The 13,830-nt window shown below is 62.4% G+C and carries 7 protein-coding genes and 1 riboswitch; of the genes, 2 read left to right on the top strand and 5 right to left on the bottom strand.

The annotated features are described in order from the left end of the window. The 3 genes from FFS21_RS30385 to FFS21_RS30375 all read right to left on the bottom strand — a co-directional run. The coding region (locus FFS21_RS30385; protein ID WP_137928380.1) for a D-amino acid dehydrogenase at positions 1-1,227 on the bottom strand (1,227 nt) is incomplete at its 3' end. Positions 1,228-1,403: 176 nt separating this feature from the next. Next, positions 1,404-1,513, bottom strand: a riboswitch (glycine riboswitch). A 58-nt stretch (positions 1,514-1,571) separates the two neighbouring features. After that, positions 1,572-2,126 (bottom strand): cytochrome b/b6 domain-containing protein, encoded by a 555-nt coding sequence (locus tag FFS21_RS30380; protein WP_502705214.1) that lies wholly within the window; start codon positions 2,124-2,126, stop codon positions 1,572-1,574. A gap of 2 nt (positions 2,127-2,128) precedes the next feature. Next, positions 2,129-2,395: a PepSY domain-containing protein gene (locus FFS21_RS30375; RefSeq protein ID WP_137928379.1), complete on the bottom strand. Its 267-nt coding sequence runs from the start codon at positions 2,393-2,395 to the stop codon at positions 2,129-2,131. Between the two features lie 251 nt (positions 2,396-2,646). Between FFS21_RS30375 and FFS21_RS30370 the strand changes: the two genes are divergently transcribed. Then, entirely contained in the window at positions 2,647-3,654 is a 1,008-nt protein-coding gene (locus FFS21_RS30370; RefSeq protein ID WP_237380681.1) for a LysR family transcriptional regulator, read from the top strand. Between the two features lie 27 nt (positions 3,655-3,681). Here FFS21_RS30370 and FFS21_RS30365 read toward each other — a convergent pair whose 3' ends face one another. Together FFS21_RS30365 and FFS21_RS30360 are read right to left on the bottom strand one after the other, a co-directional pair. After that, positions 3,682-4,188, bottom strand: coding sequence for a DUF6630 family protein (locus FFS21_RS30365; protein ID WP_137928378.1), 507 nt, complete (start codon positions 4,186-4,188; stop codon positions 3,682-3,684). Positions 4,189-4,226: 38 nt separating this feature from the next. After that, positions 4,227-4,922: an ArsR/SmtB family transcription factor gene (locus FFS21_RS30360; protein ID WP_137928377.1), complete on the bottom strand. Its 696-nt coding sequence runs from the start codon at positions 4,920-4,922 to the stop codon at positions 4,227-4,229. A gap of 391 nt (positions 4,923-5,313) precedes the next feature. Between FFS21_RS30360 and FFS21_RS30355 the strand changes: the two genes are divergently transcribed. Then, positions 5,314-13,830, top strand: an 8,517-nt coding sequence (locus FFS21_RS30355) for a hemagglutinin repeat-containing protein (RefSeq protein WP_137928376.1), incomplete at its 3' end; no start/stop codon positions are given.

Below are 13,830 nucleotides of genomic sequence, written 5' to 3'. Positions count from 1 at the left end.
TACCACCTCAGCCCCAGCCCCCCGCACCACATCTCCCACCATCTCGGCGGTCACCGCTGACAGCGTCCATCCCAGATGCCCATGCCCCGTGTTGTAAAACACATTGGCCGCATGACCCCTGCCCATGCGCGGCATCATGTTCGGCATCATCGGGCGCAGCCCGGCCCAGGGCACGACGCTGCGTGTGCTCACCGCAGGAAAACATGCGTGCACCCAGTCGATCAGCGGACGAATGCGATCGGCGCGGATATCGCGATTGATGCCATTGAACTCCGCCGTGCCCGCCACCCGAAAACGATCGACACCCAGCCGGCTAGTGACCAGTTTGGTTTCATCATCGAGCAGGCTCACAACAGGCGCGCCGGCCTGGCTCTCGGCATCGTTCAGGTTGACCGTGATCGAGTACCCCTTCACCGGATAGATGTTCACGCGATCGCCAAGCTGCTGCGCAAAGGTGCGGCTCGCCACGCCAGCGCACACCACGATGCCGTCGAACTCGCGCGATGAGGGCAGACCGTCTTCGGCGGATACCACGGTGACGCGTCGGCCTGTGGTCGATAGCGTGCGCACGTCCTGGTTGTATAGCGTCGTCACGCCCAGCCGCTGCACGGCCGCCGCGAGCCCACTGGTGAACTTGTGGATATCGCCGGTGGCATCGCTCTCGGTGTAGTACCCACCGTAGAACTTGCCGGCCAGCGTCGGCTCGATATCGCGCATCTCCGCAGGCGTGACCGCGCGCCGCTCCAGTCCGCCTTCGGCCAGCAGCGTCGACACGCGCCCGGCATGATCGAACCCCGACTTGTTGCGATAGATATGCAGGATGCCGCGCCGCTTCAGATCGAAATCGATACCTTCCGCATCCGCCCAGGCAAACAGGTGCTGGCGTGCGGCAATGGCAAGCCGCGCCGTCTCCACGGTGTTGCTGCGATAGTGCGGCATCGACGCGATGAACTCGGCGAACCAGCTCAACTTGTGCCACGTAGGGCGCGGGTTGACCAGCAGCGGCGCATCGTTGCGGAGCATCCACTTCACACCCTTAACGAGCGTGGACCAGTGCGTCCAGACTTCGGCGTTCGATGCCGATAGCTGTCCGCCATTGGCGAACGATGTCTCCATGGCCGCATAGCGATGGCGTTCGAAGAGCGTGACGGAGAATCCGCGCTTGGCGAGGGCGTAAGCGGTCGTGACGCCGGTAATACCGCCGCCGATCACTGCAATGGTTTTCATGAGAAGGTCGCGAGGACGTCAAGGGATGGCAGTCCACCGCGCCCCATGCGCGGATAGACGCCCCCTCTGTCCTTGACCTGAGAGATTCGCGCGGCGCCGGTCGCGGAGGACGGCACACATCGCTTGCTCCTTCGGTACCAGCGGCCGACGTGAGAGCCGTGGTTCTTCAGAGTGCATTGGCGATATCGGTCCTTTTGCCTGAGAGTTTCCGGGGCGGTTGCTCCTTCGGCGCCGTGCTGCCTGTCGGATCGAGTCGGACTGGCACGGGCTCTCCCGATATCACGGGACAACGTGAGGCACTATGCCACAGGTTTTAAGATTTCGGCTATGTCCATTGAGCGATATCAACGATCCGACGCGCGACGCTTGCGGCCGGTGAGCATCGCCGCTATGAGGTTCTCACGCAGCTTGAGGCTCATGGCGATGGCCGCGATCACGTGGACGACGACCAGCCCGAGCAGCGTGTTCGACATCCATCGATGGATGTCGATGGGCCAGTCCTCGCCCCAGAACGGATCAAGCCGGGACATCCATCCCGTGACGGCGAGGCCAAGGATCAGCGCCCATATGGCGAGCATCATCACGGCGCCGAGCGGCGTGTGGCTGAGATGGCGCGGCGCGCGGCCACGCAGCAATGCCCGGGCATAAAGCAGCACACCAGCCGGACGGGGCAGCCAGGCACCAAAGCGCGCGTGCTCGGTGCCGACGAATCCCCAGAGAATCCGAAACAGTACCAATCCGGCCGCCACATAGCCCAGCACACGGTGCAGGCGGTCGCCGGAGTCATCGACGATATCGAACAGGACGATGGCCGCCACGCTCCAGTGCGTGAAGCGGACGGCCAGATCCCAGACGGCGAGCGTATCGGACCGCGCCATGCGATCCGCCGGCGTGGACATGCTTACTTCTCGATTTCCGATTTCACGATGTCGAGCGTCTTCGTGTCGAAATAAATCTCGGCCTTCTTGCCGTCCTTGGTGGTGCCGTAGATCTCGTAGCAGTTGCCGTCTACCTTGAACTTCTTGATGTTGTAGCCCTGGGCCGCGATCTTGGCCTTGGCATCAGCCTCCGGCATCCATTCGGCCTTGGGGTGCTTGGCGCAGTTGGCGCCAGCGAACGCTGCCGAGGAGAACAGGCCAGCGAGGGCAAAGGCTGCGAACTTGTACATGAATGACTCCTCCGATTTACCCATTCGGGCGATGTCTCGCATCGTATTCCGGAATGAGACACGTTTCATGTCATCGCTTTCCCGGTGGACGGCATGCGCCGAGTACATCGCAGCTACAGTGAATGTCACCCCGATGTCATCGTCCCGTAATGTCCACACTAAGAGCGTGGACTTCATCATTGTTCGTAGTGTGGGACAATCGCCCGCCGGGCTAGGGTTTTCCCGGAGAAATACTACGAATAAGGTGTCAGATGAAAACGAGCGACTGGAAGGACTGGGAAATCTTCTGCCGAGTGGTGGAAGGCGGCGGCTTCACACAGGGTGCGGAGCTGGCTGAAGTCCCCAAGTCGTCGGCCAGTGCCGCGGTGGCGCGGCTGGAAGGCCAACTCGGCGCACGCCTGTTCGAGCGCACCACGCGCCGTGTGCGTGTGACGCAGCGCGGGCAGCAACTCTATGAACGCGTTGCACCCCTGTTCGGCGCGCTGCGCGAGATCAGTGCCGAAGCCGCCTCGTTCAGCGACGAAGTCAGCGGCACTATCCGGATTGCCACGCCGTACGAAGTGGGTTCGCAGCATCTGTCGCCCACGCTGAACCGGCTGCTGAAGCAGCATCCGTCGCTGCGCGTGCAGTTGGACGTCAGTTGGGACCAGCCCGATCTGGTTCGCCATGGCTATGACCTGGCTTTCGTGATGACCGACACGAACCTGCACGACAGTTCGTTTGCCAGCAAGCGCGTGGTGTTGATCGACCGCGCGTTTTACGCCGCGCCGTCGCTGATCCGCGAACGGGGTTTGCCGCGGACGCCGCAGGACCTGCAGGGCTGGCCGACTGTGGGGAATCTCGATGACACGCACTGGGAGTTTCTGCGCGACCGCGTGGAAACATTCTCGATGGATGTGGTGCCGCGTATCTGCACGCACAACGCGGAAGTCCGGCTCAAGGCTGCCGTCGACGGACTCGGCGTAACGCGACTCTCGCCGCGTTTCGTGCACGAGCAATTGCTGCAGGGGCAACTGGTGCGCGTGCTGCCTGCCTATGCGTCGTCGCCGTTGAAGGTGTACGTGCTGATGCCGGCGCGCAAGCTCATGCCAGCCAGTGTGCGGGCGTTCCTCAACGCGCTGGAGGAAACGCTGGGCGTACCGGAAGCGGCCCGCCGCCCTGTGCTGCGTTCGGATGCCGCAGCGGCAGAATCGGCGGAGCCCATGCTGCTGGCGGAAGCCGGCGCAAACGCGGCCCCCGCCGTCTTGACGCTGGGCTAACGCGAGGGACTGGCGCTCGCTACACCCTTAGTAAGGCTGGTCGCCGGTGCGCACGTCCAGTGCGAGCGTTTCGGCGATCTCCAGCATCTCGTCGTCGTCTTCGCTGCGGGTGATAAACCCGGCGTACGCGTCGCCGCCGGTGTCCCAGTTCCACAGCGTGTAGCCGGCCACGCGCAATTGATCGGTCACCAGTTCCATCAGTTCAGGCACGCTCGTGCCCTCCAGGAAGTCCTCGTCCTCGGTATCGTCGGTGCCCCAGTTGATTTCCAGGTCCATGCGCTCGCACAACTGGTTCAGGCAGCCGATGAATGACTCGGCATCCTTCCAATCGACATAGAAGCCGGCTTCCCAGTCGATCACTTCCTTGATCTGGTAGAGCAGGGCGTCGCCGTCGGCCTCGTCTTCCTCGGAATCTTCCAGCGCTTCCTCGAACAGTGCCAGATGGCGCGTGGTCTGCTGCGTATCGCCGAGATTGATCAATGCGAACAGGCGGCTGATTGCGTCCTGCGCGTCGTCTTCCAGTTCAATTGCCATATGCTGCCTCCTTCTTGGCGCGTGTTTCGGGCGTCATTCTAGATGGTAGCCGCCACTTTTTCGATCTCTGGATGTCCGCTCGGCGTCACACGCAGCGCTCGCGAGGTTGCGGTGGGTTCCACCCAGCCCCGCGCCAGCAGCACCTGCAACATCGCCGCTCCAAGCGCACCGCCCAGATGGGGTTTGCGCTCACTCCAGTCAGGACAGGTGCAGGCAAACTGCCGCCGCTTGCGCCGCGCGGCAGCCAGGTCGATGCCAAGCTGCGTCATCGCCTGCGTACCGTCCTCAGTCAGATCCACTGACGAACCCGCCACCGCGAACCATCCCGCCTGCGACATTCGTTCGAAAAGCCCTACCGCAAGTTCCCCGGCGAGGTGGTCATAACAGGTCCGCGCCTGCCGAAGGGCGGGCGGCGCCGTGCGCGACACCGGCACGGCCCGCATCCGCGGCGGCTGACTGGCCAGCGAAGCCGTAGCCAGCGCCTCGATGGCCACCCCGATCTCGGGCGTCGCCAGCCGGTAATAGCGATTCCGCCCGCGCGTCTCCACCACCAGCAACCCACCCTCGGACAACCGCGACAGATGCCCGCTCGTCGACGACGCCGACAACCCCGCAATCAACGCCAACTCCCCCGCCGGCCGCGCACTGCCATCCATCAACGCCCACAACATGGCCGCCCGGCCTGGGTCGGAGAGCAATCCAGCGAGCTGGCTGATACCGGGTGCAAATTCCATGATTCAGTGAAGGGTGAAGAATGGATGCAGTATAGGACGAGCGGAATGACGGGCGAAAGTGCGTCCAATCGTTGTTATTAAGCAAACCATCTTCGCATCAAATCTTAAGAGATCGGCGATGCCGCTCCGTGCGACTATCGCCCGCAAGCCGTTGTACGGGCTGGCCTGGCGGGTTTTAAATGATTGCGGGCGTAGTCATTTTGTGGGTTGGCTCACAAGCCATAGCCAGAAAGTAGGGTGTCGAGCGCTCGCTACGTTGACTTACTCTCCAGCCCACACAGTGTCGTTACAAAAGGTTACAGCTGGAGTTGCACGTACGAAGAGGTTCTTAGCCCTTGGTAGCAGCCGTTGCAGCGCGTGACCACCAGACACGCCAGCAATCCGGGTCGCTATGAATCGTCTTCGTTATCGCATCGTCTTCAATCGCGCGCGCGCCATGCTCATGGCTGTTGCCGAAACCGCCAGCAGCACGGGCACAGGCAAGACAGCCGCTGCTTCCGCCAGTGGCTCGGCCGCTTCCCGTCCCGATGTTTCGTGGATGGCCATCTCGGCGATTCAACTGGCCATCGGTATCGGTCTGGGTTTGCCGATCATCGCCAGCGCGCAGATCGTGGGCGATCCGAATGCAGGCGCCAATCGACCGGGCGTGATTCAGACCGCCAATGGCCTGCCGCAGGTCAACATCACGCGCCCTTCCGGCGCAGGTGTCTCGGTCAATCAGTACAGCCAATTCGATGTCAATCGGCCCGGCGCGATTCTCAACAATTCCCCGGTCATCACGAACACGCAGCAAGCCGGCTACATCAACGGGAATCCGAACCTGCTGCCGGGCGGCGCGGCGCGCATCATCGTCAACCAGGTCAACAGCACGTCGCCGAGCCAACTGCGGGGCTATCTCGAAGTGGCTGGGCAGCGCGCCGATGTAGTGATCGCCAATCCGAACGGGCTGCTCGTGGACGGTGCGGGCTTTATCAACACCAGCCGCGTCACCCTGACCACCGGGACGCCAATCTATGGCGGCAGCGGCAGTCTTGATGCATTCCGCGTTTCGGGCGGGCAGATCAATGTCGAGGGCGCAGGGCTCAATGCGGCGAGTGTCGATCAGGTGGACCTCATCGCGCGGGCGGTAAAGGCCAATGCAGCGCTCTATGCGAACCGGCTCAATGTGGTGGCCGGGGCGAACCAGGTCGACTACGGGACGTTGGCGACCAGTGCCATTGCACCCAGTGGCGCAGCGTCGGCAGTGGGCATCGATGTGAGCGAACTGGGCGGCATGTACGCCAACAAGATCTTGCTGGCATCCACCGAATTGGGTGTCGGGGTTTCCAATCGCGGCGTGCTGGCCGCACAGGCCGGAGACCTGACACTGACCGCACAGGGCAAGCTCGTGCTCGCAGGCCAAACCAGCGCCACGGGCAATCTTGCGGCATCCGCGCGTGATGGCGTGGACAACAGCGGCACGACGTATGCGCGCGGCAATATCGGGCTGGACAGCGACGCTGCTTTGGACAATCGCGGCACGCTCGTCGCACAGCAATCGGTCGGCATTCGTGCAGGGCAGTTGAATTCCACAGGCACTCTTGCGGCGGGCATGGGTCCCGACGGCAAGCCTGCCGGGACAGGTGACCTGACCATCAGCACGTTGGGGGCAGCTTCCGCGACCGGCAGCAACCTGGCCACCGGCAACGTCGATATCACGGGCAGCAGCGTCAATCTTGCTGGCAGTCAGACGGTCGCCAATGGTGCGATGAATCTATCGGCCATCGCGGGCAACCTCGACCTCTCGGGCGCAACGGTGAATGCGGGGACGCATCTGTCCGCAACCACTGCAGGCGCGCTCGACAATACGCGCGGACAGGTCACGGCACAGGGCGATCTCGCCATTCATGCGGCTGCGCTCGCCAACGATGCGGGATTGCTGAGCGCGGGTGGCGCGCTGAGTGCCAACGTTTCGGGGGCCGGTAGCAATCGTCAGGGTTCGGTCACTGGCGGCGCGGTGACGCTCACCGCCGCGTCGCTCGACAACACGGCAGGCCAGATTGAAAGCGATGCCCTCGCAATCAAGGCGACTGGCGATGTCGTCAATCAGGGCGGAAGCATCAAGCAATACGGGCAGACCGATGCCATCATTGCGGCCGGCGGGAAGCTCGACAACACGGGCGGCACAGTCGCTGCGAATGGCAAGAATCTGACGCTCGAAGCGGGTAGCCTGATCAACGACACCGGCAAGTTGTCCCACGCTGGTGCCGGCACGCTAACGGCGACGGTGCAAGGCACGGCGCGCAATGTGAACGGTGCCATCGAGACGAATGGCACATTGCAGGCGCAGCTCGGCTCGTTCCTTGGCGCAGGCGGAGCCGTTTCGGCTGGCAAGGCCCTGACGCTTGGCTCGCATGGCGCGGTGGATAACACGAATGCGACGTTGCTTGCAGGGGCATCGTTGTCGCTGGAAGCCGACGGCACACTGACCAACGCAGGCGGCACGATATCGGCCGCTACGACGACTTTGCAGAGTGCATCGCTGGACAATGCTGGCGGCCACATCGATGGCGACCGCGTGACAATCAGCACCACGGGCAGCCTGTCCAATCGTAGTGGCACGATCAAGCAGTACGGCGACACGGCCACGTCCGTAACTGCAGGCGGTCAACTCGATAACACCAGCGGGAGCATCGTTGCGAACGGTGTCGACCTCGACATCGCAGGCGCATCGTTGATCAACGATGGTGGCACCGTGTCTCATGCGGGAAGCGGCACGCTTGATGTCATAAGCCAGGGTGCGCTCTCCAACAACACAGGGACGATCCAGACCAACGGCACGCTGCAAGCCAAGGCGGTCACGCTCGACAACAACAGCGGCACGATCTCCGCGCAGGGTGCGTTGTCAGCAATCACGAGCGGCACACTGAACAACCGGCAGGGCAGCCTCTACGGGAACGACGGCTTGTCGATTGCGTCGGGCGGCAGTGTGGATAACACCTCTGGATCAGCGCAAACCAAGGGTGATCTGGGCATCGTGGCAACCGGCGCCGTCACCAACGTGGATGGCACGCTCGCTGCGAATGGCTCGGACGGCGAGGTGAGCATTTCCGCCACCGGCATCGACAACTCCCGTGGCGCGCTGCTCAATGCGGGCACAGGCAGCACCACCGTCAAGGCGACCAGTTCGCTGACGAACACAGCGGGGCGCATCGGCGGCAACGGTGACGTCTCCATTGCCGCGCAGACCTTCACCAACAACGCAAACGGCACGACGGCGGCACAAGTGGCCGCTGGCGGCGCGCTGGATCTGCAAGTCACCAATCGGCTTGAGAATCGCGGCGGTACGCTATACGGCCAGGACGTGACGTTCGATCAGGCGGGTGCAACGCTCGACAACGCAGGCGGTCAGGTGCTCGGCGGCACAGGCATCCGCCTCGGCTTGTTGTCGATGTCCAACCTCGGCGGTGCGGTCAAGGCGAATCAGGACATCGCCATGACGGGTGCGCTCGGAGGCAGCGGCACCTTCCTCGCAGGCAGAAACCTGACGCTGAATCTGGCTGGCGACTACACCAACGACGCGTCCAACCAGTTGCGCGCCAACGGCACGCTGAAGCTTTCCACCAGCGGCACGCTGACCAATACCGCGAGTCTCGCTGCCGCTGGCGCATTGGATCTGTCCGGTGCGAACATCGTCAACGCCGCCGGTGCCAGCATCGCATCGGGTAGCACGACCATCGCCGCTGGCAATCTGCTCGCGAATGCAGGGCGCATCGAGGGCGATACGGTACAAGCCAGCGCAGCCACGGTATCGAACACCGGCACGGTCATCGGCAATAACGTCACGGTGCGTGGTACGGACATCGTCAACAACGGTGCTTCGGCGCTGATGGCGTCCGTCCAGAACCTGAACCTGTACGCGAGCAATTCGGTGCAGAACCTCGACGGCGCCACGCTCTACAGCGCGGGCAACCTGCAGATCGCACGAGACGGCACGCGCGATCCCAACTCGGGGCTACTTGCCAATCAGACGAACACACTGATCAATCGATCCGCCACGATCGAAGCGGACGGCGATATCGATATCGCGGCCAATCAGGTGCAGAACACGCGCACGAACATCGTGACAACGGCGGGAACGCCGGTGCAGACGGCGGTGAAGACGCTGGTGTTGTGGCAGGCGGGGTTGACGGGTTTCGATCAGAATTTTCACGCCAGCATTACGTTTCCCGGTTGGACATGGTACGCAGAAGGCGCACCGGTTAGCACACCGCAAACAAACGCCTTACGAGCGCCGATCACCGTGACCGTAGACAAGGCAACCGTCACGAATCTGGATGCGTCTAACAAGACATTGTCGTTTGCTAAGTCGCCTATCGAGGAATACACGACGGCTATGCCCGGCGACAACTGCGACGTCGACACGGGCATCTGCTCACGCCCCATCGCCACCCGCCCCACGCAGTACTACCAGGCCATCCAGGATAACGGCACCACCTACAGCATCACCTTCTGGCCAGACTGGGACCCCAACATTCATATTCGCCCCGACGAAGTTCGTCAGGCCAACTTCGGTACAGACTTCAACGAGATCTCCCGCACGACCGTCACGATGACGGCGACCGATCAACTCGTCAGTGCATCGGACCCCGCCAAGATTCAGGCCGGCGGCAATATTCGTATCAACAGCAACAATGGCAGCATCCTGAACCAATCCTCGACGATGGCGGCTGGCGGCAACCTCGTGCGCGTGGCAGCCAATGGCTCGATCCAGGATGTGGGCACCGTACTGCAGCAAACGGTCACCACGCAGGACACCTCCACGTTCTACTGGCATCAGCGCACAGGCAGCAGCCAGAAATGGGAGGAGGTGGCATTCCCGAGCGCCCCGCAAGCATCTACGACGACTGCCGCTCTGCCAGCCATTGCCACGGGCAACCAGACCGTGCAGACCACGGCGCAGAACGTCACCGTCGCATCGGTCAACACCGTAGGCGCTGCAGTAACGGGTGCCTCCATCACCGGTGGCGGTGGCACTGGCACGCAGGCCGCAGCGGCCACAGGTAGCACCAACGGCACGGGCGCAGTGTCCGGCGCTACCGGCCAGCGCCCGCCCCAGACGTTAGGCACTGCAAAGGGTGGCATTCCCAATCTGCGCCTGCCGAGCAACGGTCTCTATACCTTCCGCACGGCGCCGGGTGACACCTACCTCGTCGCGACAGACTCCCGTTTCACGCAGTACACGCGCTTTATTTCGAGCGACTACATGCTCGACGCACTGGGCCTCGATCCGCAGAAGACCCAGAAGCGTCTTGGAGATGGCTTCTACGAGCAGAAACTCATTCGCGACCAGGTCACGCAATTGACGGGCAAGACCTTCCTCGAAGGCTATGGCGATCAGCTCGAGGAATACAAAGCGCTGATGAACAACGGCGTGACGTATGGCAAGTCCTTCGGTCTGACCCCCGGCGTGGGCCTGACCGACGAGCAGATGCTGCAGCTCACGACCGACATGGTCTGGATGGTCTCGCAGGACGTGACACTGCCTGATGGCACTACGCAATCGGTTCTCGTACCGAAGGTGTATCTCGCGCAGGGTAGCGGCGTAGATCTGAACGCAACCGGTGCCCTCGTCGCCGGTGGATCGGTTGCCATCAATGCCACCGGGACAGTTGCCAACAGCGGCTCCATCGTGGGCGACATCGCCACGCAAGTCGTGGGCACCGACATCGTCAATCGCGGCAATATCGGCGGCACCGGCACCACGGTCGTCAAGGCGACGCAGGATGTGCGCAACCTCGGCGGACGGATCGGCGGAGAAGACGTCGTGGTCTCTGCAGGGCGAGACATCGTCAACGCATCGCAGACGATCACGAACACCACAACGTTGGCCAACGGCAATAGCGCGAGCGCGACGGGCGTGGGTGCCGTGGCCACAATCGCGGGTTCGAACAACGTCGCCCTGCTGGCCGGCCGGGACATCAGCATGGCCGGTGGCGCCGTGGATGCGGGCAACAACGCGCTGCTCGCCGCTGGCAGGGATCTGAACATCGGCACGGTGCAACTCGGCACCACACAGGATGCGACCGCGCATGGCGGGAAGGATTACCTGCGAGATCAGACTGTTGTGAACCAGGGCAGCACGGTGCAATCCGGAGGCAGCGTAACCGCCGTCGCCGGACGGGACGCCATGCTGACGGGCTCCATGATCGACGCTGGCGGCGACGCCGCCCTCGTGGCGGGTCGCAATACCACAGTGACTGCGGCGATGGATTCACGCACGCAAGAGGCAGGCGCGTTCAGCAACAAGGCTTCGCAGTTTACGCAGTCGAGTTATGACGAGGGGGCGCGGGGAAGTTCGGTGAGGGCAGGCGAGAACGTTGCGCTTGGCGCCGGGCAAGCGGCAGCAGCAACCATCTTGCAGGCAAACGGCATCACGCCTGTTTCTTCCGAGGGGGATGGCAAGGGTAACCTCGCCATCCTGGGCTCGTCGGTGACCACGGGCGACGAGAACGGTGGTGGAGGCTCAGCCAAGCTAGCTGCGACGGGTGATGTCACGATTGGCACAGTCACCGAGCAGCATTCCTCTCATAGTTGGTCCCAAACCAGCAAGTCGGGCTTTCTGTCAAAGGTGCAGACCACCAAGGAAGCCAGTCAGCAACAGACGCTGGCGGTGGGCTCGCTGGTGTCGGCCGACAGTGTCTCTGCGAGTTCGGGGCGAGACCTGATCGTCTCTGGGTCTAACGTCGCGGGCAGCAACGATGTTGTCTTGCACGCTGATCGTAACCTCATCATCGCCGCATCGGAGGATACGGCTTCCAGCACCACATCACAGGAAACGCGGACATCCGGGATGTTCTCTGGCGGTGGTGCATCAGTGACCTTCGGCAAACAGCAGGTTACTCAGAAACAGACTGAGCAATCTACGACACACACTGGGTCGACGGTCGGGAGCGTTAGCGGCAACGTCGATCTGAGCGCGGGAGAAGGGTATTCGCAAACGGGCAGTATCGTCACGGCGCTGCAGGGGGATGTCGATATTCGAGCTAAATCGGTCGACATTGGCTCGGCGATGGACTCGTGGCAGTCCAATCAGGAAACGCACTTCAAGCAAAGCGGCTTGACCATTGCAGTCTCCAATCCGATCCTGGCCGCTGTTCAAACGGCGTCTCAGATGGCCCAGGCGCAGAGCCAGACCAGTGACCCGCGCATGAAGGCGCTCGCCGGAGTAGCCACTGGCCTTGCGGGAAAGAATGCCTATGACGCAGTCAGCAAGGATCCTCAAGCGGCGGGCGGCATCACATTAAGTATCACGGTGGGCGGCTCCAAGAGCGACAGCACGCAGACGCAAAGTAGCACGACGGCAGTTGGCAGCAAGGTCAATGCCGGCGGCAACCTTAGCATCCGGGCAACCGGAGATGGCCAGAACAGCAACATCAATGTTGGGGGTAGCGATCTCCACGCCGGTAATGATCTGCTGCTGAAGGCCGACAATGCGGTCAACCTGGAAGCCGCGGCCAACACGGCGGAGCAGCACAGCAGTAGCAAGAGCATTTCTGGCGGCGTTGGTGTTGGCATCACCTTGGGATCCAAGGGTTTCAGCTTTGGCGTGACGGCCAATGCCGCGGCAGCCCGCGGTAACGCTGATGGAAACGATGTGACATGGACCAACAGCCATGCGACGGCAGGTAACACACTCACGATTGAATCCGGGGGCGACACAAATATCCGCGGTGCGGTGGCGTCCGGCAATCAGGTGGTGGCAAATATCGGCGGCAATCTGAACGTCGAGAGCCTGCAGGACACCAGCACCTATCACAGCAAAGACCAGTCGGCTAGCGGCAGCGTGACAGCGGGCATCGGCTTTTCGGGCAGTGCCAGCGTCAGCCAGCAGAAGATGAACAGCGACTTTGCCAGCGTCGGAGAGCAGTCTGCGATCCGGGCCGGTAGCGGTGGATACCAAGTGGACGTCGCGGGCAATACGGACCTGAAGGGCGCGGTAGTTGCAGGAGGTAGCGCGGACAAGAACAATCTGTCGACCGATACGCTGACCGTAAGCAATATCGAGAATCATGCGCACTACAGCGCCAGCAGCATTGGTATCGGCGGCGGCTTTTCATTCGGGGGTGATACTGGCAAATCCGGGGTGGGCGTCAAGCAGAGTGGGGAGGCGGCCACGGCGGGTTCGGGTGCAGTACCGGGTACTGACTTACCGACCACCGAAGGTGGTGGTCAAGGCTTCTCGTTCGCGCCACCCATGGTGGCCGCGGCGTCGGGCAGTGCAAGCAGCACCACACAAAGTGGCATCAGTGCCGGCAGCATTACGATCCGCAACGACGCCAAGCAACAGCAACTCAGTGGACAAAGCGCCGCTGAGACCGTTGCAAGCATTAATCGGGACACAACGAACACCGCGAACTCCCTGAGTCCCATCTTCGATGCAAACGAAATCAAGGCGGACTTCCAGATCGTAGGTGCGCTGCAGCGCGAAGCTGGAGTATTCCTGAACAACCGAGCGGCTGAAGCCGAGGCGGCCAAGAAGGCGGTGGACGCTGCGGCGAAAGACCCCACGGTCTCGCCTGAAACCTTGGCGGATCTACAGCACCAGGCCGACGATTTAGCGACATGGGGTCAAGGTGGCACGTATCGCCGGGTAATGACTGCCCTGACGGCGGCGGCCAGCGGAAATGTTACCGGATCAAGTGCCCAGTTTGTACAAAGCGCCGCCGTTGGGTATCTGCAAGGATTGGCAGCGAGTCAGGTAAAGGAACTCGCCGATTCGCTCGGCAAGGGCACCCCCGAAGCGGAGACAGCACGCGCAGCGCTCCATGCAATCGTAGGTTGTGCTGGCGCGTCGGCAGCCGGGCAGAGTTGCGGAGCGGGCGCGATGGGCGCTGCCAGTGCATCGGTACTTGGCTCGCTACTGAGT

Origin of the sequence: Cupriavidus sp. 2SB, from assembly GCF_005503625.1 — a bacterium.
Taxonomy (GTDB): Bacteria; Pseudomonadota; Gammaproteobacteria; order Burkholderiales; family Burkholderiaceae; genus Cupriavidus.
The sequence above is the reverse complement of the archived record's forward strand: the minus strand, read 5'-3'. Positions and strand labels throughout refer to the sequence as shown.